Annotated in this window: 11 protein-coding genes and 1 rRNA gene; 4 read left to right on the top strand and 8 right to left on the bottom strand. The window is 68.5% G+C overall.

The genetic code is table 11. The features are described 5' to 3' along the window. The 5 genes from ACTWQN_RS08820 to ACTWQN_RS08800 all read right to left on the bottom strand — a co-directional run. A 16S ribosomal RNA gene (locus ACTWQN_RS08820) occupies nt 1-122 on the bottom strand; the annotation flags it as partial. 553 nt (nt 123-675) lie between these two features. Beyond that, nucleotides 676-4374, bottom strand: coding sequence for an FkbM family methyltransferase (locus ACTWQN_RS08815; protein ID WP_443202846.1), 3699 nt, complete (start codon nt 4372-4374; stop codon nt 676-678). Between the two features lie 86 nt (nt 4375-4460). After that, nucleotides 4461-5804, bottom strand: a complete 1344-nt coding sequence (gene glnA / locus ACTWQN_RS08810) for a type I glutamate--ammonia ligase (RefSeq protein ID WP_443202845.1) — start codon at nt 5802-5804, stop codon at nt 4461-4463. A gap of 67 nt (nt 5805-5871) precedes the next feature. Continuing rightward, complete coding sequence (locus ACTWQN_RS08805; RefSeq protein WP_443202844.1) at nt 5872-7485, bottom strand: SLC13 family permease; 1614 nt, start codon at nt 7483-7485, stop codon at nt 5872-5874. A gap of 151 nt (nt 7486-7636) precedes the next feature. Further along, nucleotides 7637-9217 (bottom strand): alpha/beta hydrolase, encoded by a 1581-nt coding sequence (locus ACTWQN_RS08800; RefSeq protein ID WP_443202843.1) that lies wholly within the window; start codon nt 9215-9217, stop codon nt 7637-7639. Nucleotides 9218-9300: 83 nt separating this feature from the next. On the opposite strand from ACTWQN_RS08800, the gene ACTWQN_RS08795 reads away from it, so the two are divergent. From ACTWQN_RS08795 to ACTWQN_RS08785, 3 genes are all read left to right on the top strand, one after another. Then, on the top strand, nt 9301-11046 hold the full coding sequence (locus tag ACTWQN_RS08795; RefSeq protein WP_443202842.1) for an NAD+ synthase: 1746 nt from the start codon (nt 9301-9303) through the stop codon (nt 11044-11046). Nucleotides 11047-11112: 66 nt separating this feature from the next. Beyond that, entirely contained in the window at nt 11113-14106 is a 2994-nt protein-coding gene (locus tag ACTWQN_RS08790; protein ID WP_443202868.1) for a DEAD/DEAH box helicase, read from the top strand. Continuing rightward, a complete protein-coding gene (locus tag ACTWQN_RS08785) occupies nt 14099-14926 on the top strand; it encodes an SWIM zinc finger family protein (RefSeq protein ID WP_443202841.1) in 828 nt (275 codons plus the stop codon). The genes ACTWQN_RS08790 and ACTWQN_RS08785 overlap by 8 nt, the downstream gene beginning before the upstream one ends. A gap of 71 nt (nt 14927-14997) precedes the next feature. Here ACTWQN_RS08785 and ACTWQN_RS08780 read toward each other — a convergent pair whose 3' ends face one another. Continuing rightward, entirely contained in the window at nt 14998-15243 is a 246-nt protein-coding gene (locus ACTWQN_RS08780) for an endonuclease domain-containing protein (protein ID WP_443202867.1), read from the bottom strand. Nucleotides 15244-15363: 120 nt separating this feature from the next. Between ACTWQN_RS08780 and ACTWQN_RS08775 the strand changes: the two genes are divergently transcribed. Then, a complete protein-coding gene (locus tag ACTWQN_RS08775; RefSeq protein ID WP_443202840.1) occupies nt 15364-16152 on the top strand; it encodes a hypothetical protein in 789 nt (262 codons plus the stop codon). A gap of 34 nt (nt 16153-16186) precedes the next feature. Here the strand turns inward: ACTWQN_RS08775 and ACTWQN_RS08770 are convergent, their stop codons facing one another. Both ACTWQN_RS08770 and ACTWQN_RS08765 read right to left on the bottom strand, forming a co-directional pair. Beyond that, a complete protein-coding gene (locus ACTWQN_RS08770; RefSeq protein ID WP_443202839.1) occupies nt 16187-17326 on the bottom strand; it encodes a phosphatidylinositol-specific phospholipase C1-like protein in 1140 nt (379 codons plus the stop codon). Nucleotides 17327-17488: 162 nt separating this feature from the next. Then, complete coding sequence (locus tag ACTWQN_RS08765) at nt 17489-17899, bottom strand: hypothetical protein (protein ID WP_443202838.1); 411 nt, start codon at nt 17897-17899, stop codon at nt 17489-17491. Nucleotides 17900-17960: the final 61 nt, after the last annotated feature.

Below are 17960 nucleotides of genomic sequence, written 5' to 3'. Positions count from 1 at the left end.
TACCCACGTGTTACTCACCCGTTCGCCACTCATCCACACCCGAAGATGCTTCAGCGTTCGACTTGCATGTGTTAAGCACGCCGCCAGCGTTCGTCCTGAGCCAGGATCAAACTCTCCAACAATGCATAAAATTGGACAATCCCAGCACACCCACCCCACAGAGCGAGTGCTACTCAAAGAAACCACCAACCACAAACATCATGGTCAGGGGCATACAAGAACACTAACCAAAACAGTCCACTGTTGAGTTCTCAAAGAACACACCCACACCAGACAACAAACATCTAGCGGAGCATTTCCTCGTTGCTTTCTTGTGTTGGTAACTCTAGCAGGCCTTCTTTTCGGTGTTTTCAGGGGGGTAGGCCCCGCGCTGATCGTCCCGGAGGTCGAGCCTGTTACTTGAGTTATCAACGCGCTTCGTAGCTTTGTCGTCTACTCGGCGACCGCTTTACGTTACCCGGTGCGCTCCGCAGTGTCAAATCGCGCGCCCCGGTCGGTGTGCGCTCCGCGAAGTTCGTATCCGAACCCCGGGGCGCTCCCGCAGCCGTCCTCGCCAGGCTCTTGCGTCCTGTTCCGTCCGGCCTTCCGTGCGGTGAAAAGAAAATTACGCACACTCTGCGTCAAAGTCAAATCGCCTGGTCAGACTCTTGACGTCGCTCGTCTGGCGGATTTCGGTTACTTGCGCTTCGGCCGCAGCCAAAGCTTCACAGTGCTCGCCGAACTGGTCGCGTTGATCGCTTCCAGCAGGTCAGGGGCGGCTACCGGCTCGGCCCGGCCGACCGGGACGAGTTCGTAACCCCAGGTGCTGAACTCGCGTAGCACCGCCGCCGGGTCATCACCCAGCTGGCGTATTGAGTCCGGTGTGAAAGAGCACACGATCGAAGGACGGTCGCGGCGGAGCAACCGGACCAGACCGCCGAGCACCCGGTGCACTCGGCCACCCACGTCGACGTGCACGACCGACAGCTTCAGGTTCCGCATGGCTTCGTGGTTCTCCAGCTCGCGGTCGAGCCGGATGCCGCGCACCGCTGGGGCGTTGTCCTGGTCCACCGGAGTGACCGACAAGCCGCCGGTGAGCGACGGCTCGGCCGCCAAGTGGCAGGACCCGTCCCATGCCGCGCCCTCGACCACCACGAGCCGGTGCCCCCACGCAGCTGGAACGTTGACCTCGACGTTGTGCTTGAGCAGCGCGGTGCTCTGCGGGCACGGCTCCACCGCGACGACGGCACCGCTGTTTCCGAGGCGGCTGAGCACGCGCACGGTCTGGTAGCCGATGTAGGCGCCGACGTCCATGAAGACGCCGTCCGGTTCCAGCAGCGAGTCGATCAGCGTCGACACCTCGGAATCCCAGGTCGAATGCGACGACAGCCAGGGCAGCATGAAGCTGTCGTCCGCGGGCAGCCGGAGCAGGCCCGCATCGCAGAGCACCGGCGTCGTGGTGCCATCGCCCGCGCCGGTGTTGCGCTCGTGCTCCCGCAGCAAGATGCGCTGCAGGACGTCGGTGCGCTGCAAGGCGTTCGCGGCATCGTGCGATGCGCTGCGCAGTCCCGCCTCGACCCCCCGGTCGGTGGTCGGCCGCTGTTCCAGCGCGTCCATCCGGTCGAGGATTCGCTCGACCGCGCCGGTCAGGCTGTCCAGGCGTTCGGCGAGGGCGTCGACGCGTTGGTCACCACCCGCGCCGTCTTCGAGCTTGCGGAGCCTGCGGTGTTGTTCGGCCAGGTCAGCGCGGGCTCGGACCATGCCGTCATCGGTGCCGAGCAGTTGGGCGGTCAGCTGCTCGTGGCGCTGGACCAGTTTGGCCAGCTCGGTGCGCATCGCCTCCAGGTCGCCCTCACCATCCGCCTCGTACTGGCGGCGGAGCAGTTCGGAAGCGGTCTGCTCGACGCCGTCGACGAGCGAGCGCATCACGTCGCGAATGTGCTCGTCGTAGTGGCTCAGCGCCTTGAGCACCGCTTTGCGCAGGGCCGGGGCCATCGAGTTCCGGCTGCTGACGCCCACATCCGGCGCGCGGTGCAGCGCATGGCGAGCCACCAGCAGCGGACGCAACGGGTCGTCGAACTGGCCGTGGCTGTCGCGCGACCACTTCGTGCGCCAGTTCCGGTACGCGTGCTCCACGCGCTCGCGCAGCCGCGCGCCCGCACGCGCGACGGTGTGCGCCGCGAGCAGGTTTTCCTTTGCCGCCGCACCGAAAGCCGCGGTGCCCTCGGGGTCGTCGGCAGCCGCGCGCAGCAGCTCGGCGGCCGCGTCGATGTCCGGTTCACCGGGTCCCTGGCAGGGCACCAGGCGGGCGGCTTCCGCTCCGAAGAGCTCTGCGACCGCGCCGTGCTCGCCCGCGATCACCGGCACTCCGTGCGCGGCGACCTCCAGCAGCCGCAGCACGTGCTCGTCGCCCGCTTCGCCCCGGTGCAGCGACGTGAAGCAGTCGGACGCGGACAGCAGCGGGTGGATGTCGAGGTCTTCTTCGACCAACAGCACGCGCGGGTCCGTCACGGTGGCCAGCCGCAGGCGCTCGGCCGCCTCCGGATGCTCGACCGCACCGGCGACGCCGATCAGCAGGCGCACGTCATCGCGCTCCGGGAAGGCCGCGAGGAAGGCGCTGACCACGCCGAGTGCGTTGTCCGCGCGCTCGGCGGCGTGGTCCACGAACGCACCGAACACGAACTCGTCGGACAGCCCGAACCGGGCTCGGGCCCCTTTGCGGGTCGGAAGATCCACCCGCTCGCGCTCCGGCGCGGGCAGCGCGACGACCCGTGTTTTCGTGCCGCCCCGGCGGGCTGCGGCGCGGCTGCTCTCCGAGAGCACCCAGGTCTCGGCCACGTCGCTGGTCGCGGCGTCGGTCGTGCCGGGGTGGATGTCGATCACGTACCGGCCCGCGGGCACCGGCAGGCCCGGTTCGCAGCGCAGCACCACCGGGTAGTAGGCCGTGTCCGCCGAGGGCAAGCCGGAGGCGCGCACGGCGGTGCGCATCAGCTCCGCGAGCTGCCCGTCACCCAAGACCGCCACGCCGAGTTGGTCGACCAGCGCGGCCCGGTGATCGACTCGGCGGTGCACCGCCTCGGCGGGGACCCGGCCGCTGGCCACCCCGACCCCGACGCACCATTCGCGGAAGGTCTCCGCGTGGCTGCCGAACGGCTCCGGGTAGTCGCGACGCAGGATCGGATCGTCTGCCCACACCGCGGCGGTCCAGCGGGACCCGCCTGCCGCGCGTTGGCGGTCGTCCACCGGTGCACATGCCCATTCCCGGAACTCCGCCAGCGGCCCGTCCGGTTCGAACGGGCTGGGCGGCGGGTGGCCGGTTGCGATCCAGGCGTCGAGGTACTCGCGGCGCAGTGTTGTTGGCAGCACGACACCGTCGGGCAGCACGTCGAACGGATGTGGCTGCTCACGGGTGTAACCGGCCCCGACCAGCGCATTTCGGTAACCCGCGCACAGCCCGGCGAGCACCGGGTTCTCGGAGAGCAGTATCCGCGGGCGGTCGGCGTAGTTGGTGGACAGCAGCCAGGGCCGCTGCGGCTGGAAGCCATCGAAGTGCACGCTGCGCAGCGCAGCGCCATCCACGTCGTGCCGACCGTCGCCAGCCACCGTCACTTCGCGCTGCGCGGCGTTCCACACCGACAGGCCCACTCCGGGATCGCGGATCACCTGGTGATCGACCAGGGCGGGCACGCCGTCCAGCATCGGCGTTGCCATGGTGGGATCGGCGGCCAGCTGCTCCACCCACGTCGCGAGCAGGGGCTCGGCGCCGGGGCGGACGGCGAACACGCTGGGGTCGAAGGTGCCCGATTCGGCGAGGTCGGTGGGGCTGGGGCGCAGCCCGTCCACCGCCAGCGGACGCAGCACTCGCGGCACCAGGCCGACCGGTCGCTGCTGGGTGAGGCCCGTCAGCAGATCGTCGAACCGGCCGAAGACCTGGACGGACGGTTCGAGGTACAGCACGGTCGAGCCCGATGCCAGCAGGTGCTGCAGGAATCTCGGGCGCAGCACGTTGCGCAGCTGCTCGGCGGTGCAGCCCATCGCCAGCCTGGCGAACTCCTGCAGGTCGAGCTCGATGTCCGCGACGGTCAGCCCGTCGGCTTCCGGCCGGACCGAGCTGGGCAGGTCGACCACCAGCAGCGCGAACTGGGCGTCCGGATGGTGTCGGCGGAACGTCTCCCGGAGCACCCGCGCGGCCGGGAGCTGGTCCCGGCACGCGACGGTGCAGCCGAGCAGCGTGCTCGCGTCGATTTCGTCCGGGGCTTCGGCCGGCCACTCCGGCTCGCCGAACAGCTCCGCCGGTTGTTCCAGAACACCGGACTGCAGAGTGGATTCCGTGACGGTCTCGCCATCGGAACTCCCGGATGTCACGGGGTCGGGCCGCGCCTGCGAATCAGTCACGCGCGCAACCTATCGCTCCTCGCGCCCCAACAACACGCCCAACCCCAGGAGTCCACCGGCCGCTCGCTCGACCGCACGTCAGGCGCTCACAGCATCGGCATCAGGGTGCGCAGCTCGTAGGGCGTGACGTGGCTGCGGTAGGCGTTCCACTCGTCGCGCTTGTTGCGCAGGAAGAAGTCGAACACGTGCTCGCCGAGGGTTTCCGCGACCAGCTCGGAGGATTCCATCTCGGACAGCGATTCGTTGAGGTTCTGCGGCAGGTTGGCGTAGCCGGCCGCTTTGCGCTCGCGCTCGGTGAGCCCCCACACGTCGTCCTCGGTGGCGGGCGGCAGGTCGTAGCCCTTCTGCACGCCGCGCAGTCCGGCCGCGAGGATCACCGCGTAGGCCAGGTACGGGTTGCAGGCCGAGTCGAGGCTGCGGACCTCGACGCGGCGGGACGACGCCTTGCCCGGTGAGTACATCGGGACCCGGACCAGCGCGGACCGGTTCGCGTGGCCCCAGCAGACCGCGGTCGGGGCTTCGCCGCCGACGACCAGCCGCTTGTAGGAATTCACCCATTGATTGGTGACAGCGCTGATCTCGCGGGCGTGGTGCAGGATCCCGGCCACGAACGCCCGGCCGATGTCGGACAGCTCGTAGGGGTTCTCCGGGTGGTAGAAGGCGTTCTGGTCGCCTTCGAACAAGCTGAAGTGGGTGTGCATGCCGGAGCCGGGTTGTGCGCTGAACGGCTTGGGCATGAACGAGGCGCGCACGCCCTGGGTGATCGCGACCTCCTTGACCACGTACCGGAAGGTCATCACGTTGTCGGCCATGGTCAGCGCGTCGGCGTAGCGCAGGTCGATCTCCTGCTGGCCGGGCGCGCCCTCGTGGTGGCTGAACTCCACCGAGATCCCCATCGCTTCCAGGGTTTCGATGGCGTTGCGCCGGAAGTGCGGTGCGGCGTCGTGGCTGGACTGGTCGAAGTAGCCGCCCGAGTCGGCCGGTAGCGGCTCGCTGCCGTCGTCCGGCAGGTTCTTGAGCAGGAAGAACTCGATCTCGGGGTGCACGTAGCAGGTGAAGCCGGACTCGGTGGCCCTGGCCAGCGTGCGGCGCAGCACGTGGCGGGGGTCCGACCAGCACGGCGAGCCGTCGGGCATGTGGATGTCGCAGAACATCCGGGCCGAGTAGTGCTCGCCGTCGGGGGTCTCCCAGGGCAGCACTTGGAAGGTCCCGGGGTCCGGTTTGGCGACCATGTCCGACTCGTAGACCCGGGCGAATCCCTCGATGGCCGAGCCGTCGAACCCGATGCCCTCGGCGAAGGCGCCTTCAAGCTCGGCGGGCGAGATCGCCACCGACTTGAGCATGCCGAGGACATCGGTGAACCACAGCCGCACGAAGCGGATGTCACGTTCCTCCAGGGTGCGGAGCACGAACTCCTGCTGGCGGTTCATGCACGCAGCCTAAGAGTTCCGAGCGCGAATTGCGTAACTGGTCCATGAACCTCGCCGAAAGGCGCGCTCATCCGAACCCGAGCGCGGCGATCATGAGGGGCAGGATCAGCGCGATGAGGATCGCACCGGCGACGTCGAAGACCACTCCGGACCTGATCATCTTGGTGATCGGGACCGCGCCCGAGCCGTAGATTATGGCGTTCTGCGGGGTCGACACCGGCAGCATGAACCCGAACGACGCCGCGAAGGTGGCCGCGAGCGCGGGCACGAACGGGTTGACGCCCGCCGCCACCGCGATCGGGATGACGATGGGCACCACCACGGCCGCCGCGGCGGTGTTCGAGGTGGTTTCCGAGACCAGCACCGCGAGCACGATGGCGAACACCGTGATGGCGACACCGCTGGTGAAGCCGAGGTTGTGCGCGGTGCCCTCGCCGATGGTCTTGGCCAGCTCGGTGTCAGCGAGCAGCGAACCGAAGATGATGCCGGTGCCGAACAGCACCACGGTTCCCCAGTCGATGCGACTGGCCTCGGTCCAGGTCAGCGTGAACTGGCGCTTGGACCAGTCGGTCGGCAGCAGGAACAGCAGCGATGCGCCGAGCACCGCGACGATGCCTTCGTCGAGCCGGTTGCTGATCGCGTCGTAGGCCGCCGAGTCGTTGCCCGCGATCAGCGCGACCACACCCGGCGTCACCCACAGCCCGACGGTGACGGCGAAGGCGATCAGCGTGTTCTTCTCGGCCCTGGACAGCGGGCCGAGCTTGGCGCGTTCGGACGCCACGTATTCCTCGACTCCGGAGAGCTTGTTGATCTCCGGGCGGTTGAGCAGCAGCAGGACGCCCGCCAAGACCAGGAACATCAGCACGCAGACCGGCGCGGCCATGGCCATCCACTGCAGGAAGGAGATGCGTTGCCCGGTGGCCTCCTCGATTAGGCCGCGGCCGATCAGGTTCGGCGGCGAGCCGATCGGGGTGAGCAGGCCACCGACGCTGGCGCCGTAGGCGAGCATCAGCATCAGCGCCACACCGACCCGCAGTCGCAGCGGGTCGAAGGGGGCGCCTTCGGGCAGTTGCTTGCGGACCAGGTCGGCGATCACGGCGAGTATGCCGACCGCGGTGGGCAGCAGCATCGCGACTGTGGCCGTGTTGGACACCACCGACGAGAGCAGGCAGGTGATCGCACCGAAGGCGATGATCACCCGCGCCGCGCTGCGGCCGACACCGGGCAGCGACAGGATCGTGAACGCGAAGCGCCTGGCCACACCGTGCCGGAGCATCGCCTGGGCGAGGATGAACGCCCCGATGAAGGTGAACACCGTCGAGGATCCGAACGGCGCGAGCACGTCGTCGGGCGGCATGACGCCGAGGACCACGATGGCCGCGACGCCGATCAGGCCACCGACCGGGATCGGCACCGGTTCGCACACCCACAGCACGACGACGCCGAGCAGCACGGCGGCGAGGCTGTGCTGGGCTGGTTCGAGTTGGATCGGTAGGAGGAGGAACAGGATGGTCAGCACCGGGGCGAGGATCAGTCCAACGGTGCGGCGACCCCTTTCGAACCGTTCTTCGGCCGGGGAGAGCACCTGTTCACCCAGACCTCGATACGTGCTGCCGGACAGCAACACCGATGTCACGCTCTGCGCCTCGGCCGGTTGGCCTGCATCACCCGCTTTGTCCATGCCCAGACCATAGGATCCTGTGATCGACTTCACTAGAGGTCGATCGGAAGAAGTCGCACGGCAGCCCTGTTCGGGATGCGCTGCCCAGTGCCGGTGGACGTGCTGCCGAGCTGATCACGCCCACCGGCCTGCACCAGCGCAAACCTGGCCGTCAGGACTTGCAGCGGGCGCCTGGATCTGGCGGGGTCAGGTCGATCAGGTACCGCGTCACCATGTCGTCCACGCAGTTGCTGCCCTGCAGGAAGATCGTGTGCTGGGTGCCCTCGAAGGTCAGCAGGTTGCCGTGCAGTGCCGCCGCGAGCTTCACCCCCGAGTCGTACGGCGTGGCCGGGTCGCCGGTGGTGGAGATGACGACGATCGGCGGCAGGGCGCCCACTTGCGGCTGGGTGGTCTCGCCGGTGACCGGCACCGGCCAGAACGCGCACACCTCCCGCGCGGGATTCGGCGGGTACCCGTCGTTCAGGAACGGCGCGGCCTCGCGGTAGCGGCGGTCTCCCTCGCGGACCGCGGCCGGATCTTCGATCCGCTGGTCGTCGACGCAGTGCACGGCGTCGAAGGCATCGGTGGTGTTGGAGTACCGGCCGGTTGCGCCGCGGCTGTAGTAGCTGTCGGCCAGCGTCAGCAGGCCCCTACCGCTGCCCTGCCGGAGGTCGGTCAGCCCGGTGTCGAGCTGCTCCCAGAGGCTGGGTGCGTACAGCGCCTGGATCGCCGCCATCGTGGCGTCGGTGTAGGACAGTTGGCGGCCGGGGCCCGCCGGCGCCGGGTGCTGCACCAGCGGGCGGGTGAGCTGCTGGAACGCGGTGACCGCGCGGGCCGGGTCGTGGCCCAGCGAGCACTGCTCGCGCGCCGTGCACCACGCCGCGAAGTCGTTGAAGGCGTGCTGGAACCCGACGCCCTGCGCGACCTCGGCGTCGGTCGGGGACTGCCCAGGATCGATCGCGCCGTCCAGCACCATCGCCCGCACGTTGCCCGGGAATTCCTCGGCGTACTCCGAACCGATCCGGGTTCCGTAGGAATAGCCGAGGTAGGTGAGTTTCTGGTCGCCGAGCACCGAACGCAGCACGTCCATGTCCCGAACGACCTCGCGGGTGCCGACGTTGGCCAGCATCTTGACGCCGGTGCGCTCGGTGCACTTGGCCGCGTAGTCGCGTTCCTCCTGCTCGGTGCGGGCCACCCCGTTCGGCGTGGCGTCCGAGTCGGGGTCCAGCCGTTCGGCGTCGCGCTCCGGGCCGGTCAGGCATCGCACGGCCGGTTCGGAGGAGCCGATCCCGCGTGGGTCGAAACCGATCATGTCGAATCGGCTGCCCAGTTCGCTCTGCGAGAACGGCGAGGACAGGCTGACCGCCGCGCTCATCCCGGAGGCGCCCGGGCCGCCCGGGTTCATCACCAGCGAGCCGATCCGATGCGCCGGATCGGTGGCCGGGACGCGCAGCACGCCGAGCGTGATCGTCTGGCCCTGCGGGTCGGCGTAGTCCATCGGGACCTCCAGCCGCGCGCATTCCAGGCTGGGGTCCCGGAAGGCCGTCTGATCACTGTCGGTCGTGGCGAACGGGGCGCACGGTCCCCACGACAAGGTCTGCGAGTAATAACGCTCCAGACCTGCCGGGACGGGCCCGACCGGTCCTTTGCTCTCGGTGTGCGGCTGCAACGGCTGGGGATCTTGTGCTGGCGGGGCGCACGCTACGAGGCTCAGCACAGCGAGCACGGCCAGCACGGGCAGTAGGCGGTTCACTACCGAATGGTGACATGCATTTAGCGGCGCGGCTCACAGCAGGCGGGACGACGCTGCGTGGCGGCGTGCGCGAAGATGGGCCCATGCCCCAGTTGCGGATCGCACTCGCACAGGTAAACGCATGCGTCGGCGATATCGCCGGTAACGGTTCGATGGTCTTGGACTGGACTCGCAGGGCCGTGCAGGACGGCGCCCACGTGGTGGCGTTCCCGGAGATGATGCTCACCGGCTACCCGATCGAAGACCTGGCGTTGCGCAGGTCGTTCGCCGCGGCGAACCTCGTCGAGCTGGAGCAGCTCGCCCGGCGCCTGCAGGACTCGGGCTGCGGGGACGCGCTGGTGGTGGTCGGTCACCTCGGCCGCGACGACGAAGGTCCGCGGAACTCGGCGTCGCTGCTGTACGGCGGCGAGATCGTCGCGACCTACCACAAGCACCACCTGCCCAACTACGGCGTTTTCGACGAGGCGCGCTACTTCGCGCCCGGTTCCAACCTGCCGATCGTGCGGCTGCACGGCCTGGACATCGGGGTGGTCATCTGCGAGGACATCTGGCAGAACGGTGGTCCGGTGGCGGCGCTGGGCAAGGTCGGGGTGGACCTGGTGATCTGCCCCAACTCCTCGCCGTACGAGCGCGCCAAGGACGACGTGCGCACGCCGCTGATCGCCCGGCGGGCCGCCGAAGCCGGTGCGCCGATGGCGTACGTGAACATGGTCGGCGCGCAGGACGAGTTGGTCTTCGACGGCGACTCGATGGTCACCACGCCGGAGGGCGAGGTCATCGCGCGGGCGCCGCAGTTCGCCGAGCACCTGATGGTGTTGGACCTGGACCTGCCCGCCGGTGGGTACACCTCGACGACGGTGCCCGCCGAGCCCGGCTCGATGCGGATGCCCGCCTTCGACGTGCAGCGGATCGTGCTGCAGCCGGACCCGCTGCCGAGCTACGAGCCGCGCCCCACCACGCCTCCGGCGGAGCCGCTGGACGACGAGGCCGAGGTCTGGGGGGCGCTGGTCACGGGGCTGCGGGATTACGTGCAGAAGAACGGTTTCCGCTCGGTGATCTTCGGGTTCTCCGGCGGCATCGACTCGGCGGTGTGCGCCGCGCTGGCCGCCGACGCACTCGGCGCGGACGCGGTGCACGGCGTGTCGATGCCGTCGAACTACTCGTCGGGGCACTCCCGTTCGGATGCCGCCGAGCTGGCCCAGCGGATCGGCTGCCACTTCGAGGTGCATCCGATCCCCGACATGGTCGAGGTGTTCGTGCGGCAGCTGGAGCTGTCCGGCCTGGCCGAGGAGAACGTGCAGGCCCGGTGCCGGGGCGTGCTGCTGATGGCGCTGTCGAACCAGCACGGGCATCTGGTGTTGGCCACCGGGAACAAGACCGAGCTGGCGGTTGGCTATTCGACGATCTACGGCGACGCGGTGGGTGCGTTCGCACCGATCAAGGACGTGCCGAAGACGCTGGTGTGGAAGTTGGCGAAGTGGCGCAACGCCGATGCGGAGAAGCGCGGCGAAGTGCCGCCGATCCCGGAGAACTCGATCACCAAGCCGCCGTCGGCGGAGCTGCGGCCGGACCAGGTGGACCAGGATTCGCTGCCGGAGTACGACGTCTTGGACGTGGTGCTGGACGGTTACGTAGAAGGTGATCGCAGCTACGCGGACCTGATCGCCGACGGGTTCGACGCCGAGCTCGTGGAGCGGGTGCTGCGGATGGTGGACCGCGCCGAGTACAAGCGTCGGCAGTACCCGCCGGGCACCAAGATCACGTTCAAGGCGTTCGGGCGGGACCGGCGGCTGCCGGTGACCAACCGCTGGCGCGAGACCGCACCGTGAGGTCGTGAGCGGTTGTCCCGGCTCTCACCGGAATGACCACTCACGACCGCTGAAGGAGGCTTGACCGTGTGGGTCGTGCACGGAACGTGCACCGAAGACGGGCGGCTGGTGCTGTGGGCGGAGGATTCGGAGCTGCCGCAGCGGGTGCCCGGACGTGCGCCGCGCGGCCCGGTGGCACACCCGTTCGCGGTGCCGGGCGAGGCGCTGCGCGATGCGTTGCCGGTCGATCAGCTCAAGGTCGATTCCGTGCCGCTGCAACTGCCTTCCTACGCCTCCGCGCCGGTGGCGTCTCCCGAACTGGTGCGGGATCCGCTGACCGCCGGGCCCGCACCGCGCGGGAAGCCGCGGCTGCGCTCCTGGCTGGTCCCGGCCGTGTCGTGCGGGCCAGCGGCGGCGATCGACGTGCTTGCCGAAGGTGTGCCTGGATGTCGGCTCGGCGCGTCCGCGCACTTCCTGCGCGGCGTCGCCGAGTTGGCTGAGCAGATGGTGTCGCAGGGCCGGGTGCTGCCCGCGCTGGTCTTCGAGGCGGAACGGCCTGCGGCCCGCTGGCGGCCGTCGTTGTCCGGCACGGATTCCGCGCGGTTCGTCGCGCTTCGCGAAGCGATGCCACCGGCGTTCCGCTGCGCGCACGACGCCCCGCCCGCCGAGGTCCTGCGCACGGCGCTGGACACGCTCGTCGACGGCATCGCCCGCAGCCGAGTCGCGGACGTCCGCCTCTCCAGCGGCCGGACCGTGGCTGCGACGTGGTTGAACGCGCTGACTCGCGAGCCGCGGTTCGACGCGGATCCCGTGCAGGTGCGGAGGCTGGCTCGACAGTTGGACGCCTGGCACGCCAGCGGCGTTCAGGAGAGTCCGGTGCGGACCTGTTTCCGTTTGCACGCGCCCGAGGACGACGACGAGGCGGAGTGGTGCTTGGAGTTCCTGCTGCAAGCGTCGGACGATCCGAGCGTCCTGGTGTCGGCGAACGAGGTTTGGCGGGAGGAGAGCCGGGTTCTGCAGCGCTGGGTCGCCCAGCCGCAGGAACTGCTGCTCGCCGACCTCGGCAAGGCCAGCCGCATCCTGCCAGCGCTCGACGCGGCGCTGCGGGTACCGCATCCGGCCGAGTTGTTCTTGGACGCCTCCGGCGCGTATGAGTTCCTCAGCCACGCGAACCTGCTGGACCAGGCCGGTTTCGGGGTGCTGCTGCCGTCCTGGTGGGGGCGCACCGAGCAGCTCGGGTTGAAGTTGACCGCGAGCAGTTCCGGCACGGCGGGCGTGGTGACGAAGGAATCCGGGGTCGGCCTGGATGCCGTGGTCGACTACCGCTGGGATCTCGCGCTGGGCAACGAGGAACTGACCGAGTCGGAGTTGGCGGAGCTGGCCGCCGCCAAGGTTCCGCTGGTGCGGCTGCGCGGCAAGTGGGTTCAGGTGGACCGCAAGCGGCTGGCGGCCGGGCTGGCGTACCTGGAGCGCGCCGGAACCGGGCAGATGACGGCCGGTGACGTGCTGCTGCAGGCCGGACTTCACCCGGACGACGGCAGCCTGCCGATGCCGGTGATCGAGGTGGGCGGGCGCGGTTGGCTCGGTGATCTGCTGTCCGGGCAGGTCGAGCAGTACCTGGAACCGGTGGAGCCGCCCAAGGGCTTCACCGCGACGCTGCGCCCCTACCAGCGTCGCGGGCTGGCGTGGCTGGCGTTCCTCGACCGACTGGGACTGGGTGCCTGCCTCGCCGACGACATGGGTCTCGGCAAGACCGTGCAACTGCTGGCGTTGGAGGCGCTGGCCCGCTCGGCGGGTTCGCGCGCCCCGACGTTGTTGATCTGCCCGATGTCGGTGGTCGGCAACTGGCAGCGGGAGGCGGCCCGGTTCGCGCCGTCGCTGAAGGTGCACGTCCACCACGGCTGGAACCGGCTCGGCGGCGCGGAACTCCAGGAGGAGGTGGGCGCGCACGACCTGGTCATCACGACGTATCCGCTGGCTGCGCGGGATTCGGCCGCGTTGCGGGAGATCCGCTGGGACCGGGTGGTGCTCGACGAGGCGCAGAACATCAAGAACAGCTCCTCCCGCCAGGCGAAAGCGGTGCGCGGGCTGTCGGCTCGGCAGCGGATCGCGTTGACCGGCACGCCGGTGGAGAACCGGCTCGCCGAGCTCTGGTCCATCATGGACTTCACCAATCCAGGTGTGCTCGGTTCGCTGAGCACGTTCCGCGCGCGGTTCGCGGTGCCGGTGGAACGCGACAGCGACACCGACGCCGCGGCCCGGCTGCGCCGCATCACCGGACCGTTCGTGCTGCGCAGGCTCAAGACCGATCCGGCGATCATCAGCGATCTGCCCGACAAGATCGAGATGAAGCAGTTGTGCAACCTCACCACCGAGCAGGCGTCGCTGTACCAGGCGGTGGTGGACGACATGCTGGCGCGCATCGCGAACAGCGAGGGCATGGAGCGCCGTGGGCTGGTGCTGGCGACGATGTCCAAGCTGAAGCAGGTGTGCAACCACCCGGCGCAGTTCCTCGGCGACGGCTCCGCGCTCTCCGGCCGGTCGGGGAAGTTGTTGCGGCTGGAGGAAATCCTCGAATCGGTGCTGGCCGACGGTGACAAGGCGCTGTGCTTCACGCAGTTCGCCGAGTTCGGCGGGATGCTGGTGCCGCACCTGTCGGCGCGGTTCGACACCGAGGTGCTGTTCCTGCACGGCGGCACGACGAAGAAGGCCCGCGACGAGATGGTCCAGCGGTTCCAGGCCGCGGACGGACCGTCGATCTTCCTGCTGTCGCTGAAGGCCGGTGGTACCGGGCTGACTCTCACGGCCGCCAACCACGTCGTCCACCTGGACCGCTGGTGGAATCCGGCGGTCGAGGACCAGGCCACCGACCGGGCGTTCCGGATCGGCCAGCGCCGGGACGTGCAGGTGCGCAAGCTGACCTGCCTCGGCACCCTGGAGGAGAAGATCGACCGGATGATCGAGGACAAGAAGGCGCTGGCGCAGCTGGTGGTCGGCACGGGCGAGAACTGGCTGACCGAGCTGTCCACCCGCGAGCTGCGCGAGCTGATCACGCTGGACGCGGAGGCCATCGGTGAATAGCTGGCGCGGATTCCCACCGGCGGCCAAGCCGATCCGGGTCGAGGGCGGCATCAAGGCCCGCAGCAAACGCGGCGAGATCGCGCAGACCTGGTGGTCGCGGCGGTTCATCGAGGTGCTGGAGTCCTTCGGCATGGGCGGGCGGCTGCAGCGCGGCAAGAACTACGCCCGCGCTGGTCAGGTGCTGAGCCTGACGTTGTCGACCAACGTGGTGGTCGGGCTGGTGCAGGGCTCCCGGCCGCAGCCGTACCGGGCGCGGATCGCGATCAAGTCGTTCACCGCGACCGAATGGGAGCGGATCGAACAGGAGCTGGCCGGGCAGGCGTTGTACGCGGCGAAGCTGCTGGCCGGGGAGATGCCGACGGACATCGAGCGCGTTTTCGCCGGACTCGGGCTGCAGCTGTTCCCGACGACGATGCGCGAACTGACGATGGATTGTTCCTGCCCGGACTGGGAAATCCCGTGCAAGCACCTGGCGGCGACCTGCTACCTGCTGGCGGAGTCCTTCGACGAAGACCCGTTCCAGATCCTCGCCTGGCGCGGTCGCGGGCGGGAAGAGCTGCTGGACCGCCTGCGCGCGCTGCGCGGGAGCGCTTCCGGACCGGTGGCGGAGGAATCCGACGATGTCGCGCCCCTGTCGGAATGCTTGGAGACCTTCTGGGCGGCCCCGGAAGCACCGGCCGCCGCGACGATGCCGGAACCGGAACCGACCGCCCCGGATGCCCTGCTCGACGAACTCGACCCCCTCCCGGTGAAGGTCGGCGCCAAGAACGCCGTCGACCTCCTCCGCCCCGCTTACCGCGCCATGACGTCGCCGGAGTGAGGTGCCGATTTCGCGCGAAATCGGCACCGGCTTCTCACAGGTGGCGACGATTTCGCGCGAAATCGCCGTCTTCACCGACGCGCGGCCACCGCTGCTCGGATCTCAGCGAGCAGCTCTGGCAAACGCTGGTACAGGCGCTCCGCCGTCACCACGACGACATGCCAGCCGGACCGCCGGATTCGACGCAACCGTTCCTGGTCGAGCGCGTGCTGAACGGGATCAGCATGCCAAGCGCCGTCGTATTCAACTGCGATCTTCGCCTCTTCCAAGGCGAGATCTACCCGAGCTACGAATCCTCGGTCGTCGTGGATCTCCACCTGCGGGGTCGGGCGAAAACCCGCCTGCACCAGGACAACGCGCAGTTCGGATTCGGGAAGTGACTCCGCTCGTCCGTCCAGCAGCGCGGCCGCCGAACGCGCCCGGATTATGCCGTGGTCATGACGCCCAGCGAGGAAGGCGTCGATCGTCTGCTGGTCGATCAACCCAGCGTGGATCAGCGCATCGCCAGCCGCGACGGCGAGTCGCTGCGGGTTCCGGGCGAGCAGATCGAACGCCGTGCGTTCGATGGTCGCGAGGTGGATTCCTCGCCACTCCACCCGCTCAAACGCCGAACTCCTGACCGACCAACATCGCAGGCCGGAACGCCTGTTCACGTATTTCTGACCGCTGACCAGCACTTCGACCCGATCACTGGCCCTCGCCAACGGCACTCCGTACAAGGTGGCGGCGGAGCGACCGGTGATGATAGCCGCTGGTGGAAGGACGAGAGCTGCGGCGTGGCAGCGCATTTCATGGGTTATCTCCGTCGCGCTGCTGCAGTAGACGCCGTGGACGACGCGCCGGTATTCGCCGCTCTTCCTGAGCTGGCGATCGGTGATGCCTTGGGCGAGCGCCTGGGTGCGGGTGAGAAGTCCGAGGTCTGCCGGTGTGATAGCGAGTGTTGTAGCTGTCATGCCGTCCACCGTGCAGGTCAGCTCACCGGCTGTCACCGAGGGTTTTCAAATCTGTGGATAAACCTGCCCATTGTGGACAACTCGCGACACCCGTTTGGTGGGTTCGCGCAAGACCGCGAAGACAGCGGGATGCCGATTTCGCGAGAAACCAGCGAAACCCAGGCGGTGGACACGCCGATTTCGCGCGAAATCGGCACCTTTCCCTCACGGGTGGCGACGATTTCGCGCGAAATCGCTCTGCCTCGACGCAGGCCGAGAGCGCGCTTCGCGTGATGCGGGCGCTCTGGTTATGGACGGGACTCGGCGGTCATGGACGTCGTTCGATCTGGTCGGTCGAGCAGGACTTCGGGGCGTTCAGCGGATTGCAGCGGACCGGGGTTCTGGTGGGGAGTTCAGCGACGTAGTCCGAGCCGTAGCGGGCGGCCAGTCCAGGTACCGGGAAATCCGTGCTGATGATCTGCGCTCCGCTGGCCAGCGCAGCGCTCAATTGCTCCGTACTGCCCGTGCTGGCCTGGGCGAACGGCTCGTCGGCACGGGTGCGCACCAGGTATCCCCGGCGCACCAAGTCCTGGATCTGCGCGGTGTTCGCACCGGTCGGGTCGTTCCGCTTCACGAACGCCGCGTCGGGCCGACCGGGGGTGGCGTTGGTGAACAGGACCCTGCCTTCCAGGTTCGGGCGGTTCTCCAGGTACGGCGCCTGCAACTGCGGATCGTCGTTGTCCATCAGGAAGATGAACTTGCCGCGGGAGTCGGCCATCGTCGGCCAGCCGAAGCGCAACACCGACTGCTCCAGCGTCAGGCCGGGCTTGCGGACGTCGTCAGGCGTGATCATCTCGTCCGCCGGGAGGACCGACCGGATCTCGGCGTCCAGGTCGGCGAACCGCTTTGCGTCCCACGGCGGCGAAACCGCGCCGCCGCGCTGTTCCAGCACCGGATCGGTTTGCTTGAGCTCCATCATGACCGGGATCGGGTCGTGTCGCGGGTGGGCGTCCGACCAGTCATGGAGCTGCTGCAAGCAGTTGACCAGCGTTGAGCAAGTCGTGTTGTAGTCGTGGTCGGCCACGTGCATGACCTTGATCCCCGGCTTGGCCAGGTCCGGATCGGTGAGCGGTCCCAGCCCGGCGTCCCGGCGGATCAGCGGGTAGGTGTACAACCCGCCCTGGTCGCTGTCCGGGATCAGGTCCAGCTCGATGCCCCGCACCGGCTCGCGGTCGAACTGCACGGGCAGCGATGCGTGCGAGTACCACAGGTTGTTGGCGGCGGACTGGAATTGCTGTTCGGCGAACGACAATTCGCGGTGGTAGCTGTTGTGCGTCCCGATGAGCTGGATCTGGTTCATCCGCAGGTCTTCGCGCCCGCCTGCGGCGTTCGCGGTGGACATCAGCAGGCCGAGGCACGCGGCCAACGAAACAGCGGTTGCGCCCAGGCGGAACCCGGTGATGCGCATGGTGGCTCCTCCGAATGGAGTCAGTGAATGGAGCCCCAGCCTTGAGCGGCAACGTGACCGAGCCGGTAGCGGTCGCCCACCCGACCACGAACATCAAACGAACACCCGACTCCGGAAGCAACCCACCGGGGAGGGACTGCTGTTCAGGAGTTCGGCGGACCGCTACGACGACGCACCGGACAAGGAACTCCAGGCGGTTTCCGGAGTTTCCTGACGCTCGCTGGCCCGCAGCGCTCGGAAAGCCTCGGCCTGGTTGGCGAGGACGCGCACGCCCGCGTAGTTCACCGGGCTGTCGTCGACGTGCACCGAGATGATGTCGTCACCGCCCCAGACGATGTAGAGCATGCGCAGGTAGTAGGCGGATCGGCCGTCGTTCCAGGAACCGAATTCGGCGGTGTAGAGCCCGAATTCGCACTTCAGACGGGCGAGCTCGGCTTCGGCCCAAGGTCGCAACTCCTGCCGCAGCTCCTCGGGGTCGCGCGCCTCCGGATCGACCGCCTCCCTGGCGAGCTCGACATCCACCTCGGAACCCGACCGCACGGCATCAAGCACGTACCCGAAACGCACCGTCACCACTCCCCTACCCACCGGATAAACTCCCGTCGCCACCGCGACGGAGTTGTGTTCTGAGACA

Origin of the sequence: Saccharopolyspora antiqui (assembly GCF_052246905.1) — a bacterium.
Classification (GTDB): Bacteria; Actinomycetota; Actinomycetes; order Mycobacteriales; family Pseudonocardiaceae; genus Saccharopolyspora.
This window is presented reverse-complemented; position numbering and strand designations above follow the sequence as displayed.

What these genes read in the sequence shown, in the direction of transcription:
- ACTWQN_RS08770 (WP_443202839.1), bottom strand. Translation starts at nt 17,326, where the DNA reads ATGCGCATCACCGGGTTCCGCCTGGGCGCAACCGCTGTTTCGTTGGCC.
- ACTWQN_RS08805 (WP_443202844.1), bottom strand. Translation starts at nt 7,485, where the DNA reads ATGGACAAAGCGGGTGATGCAGGCCAACCGGCCGAGGCGCAGAGCGTG.
- ACTWQN_RS08775 (WP_443202840.1), top strand. Translation starts at nt 15,364, where the DNA reads ATGACGCCCAGCGAGGAAGGCGTCGATCGTCTGCTGGTCGATCAACCC.
- ACTWQN_RS08795 (WP_443202842.1), top strand. Translation starts at nt 9,301, where the DNA reads ATGCCCCAGTTGCGGATCGCACTCGCACAGGTAAACGCATGCGTCGGC.
- glnA (WP_443202845.1), bottom strand. Translation starts at nt 5,804, where the DNA reads ATGAACCGCCAGCAGGAGTTCGTGCTCCGCACCCTGGAGGAACGTGAC.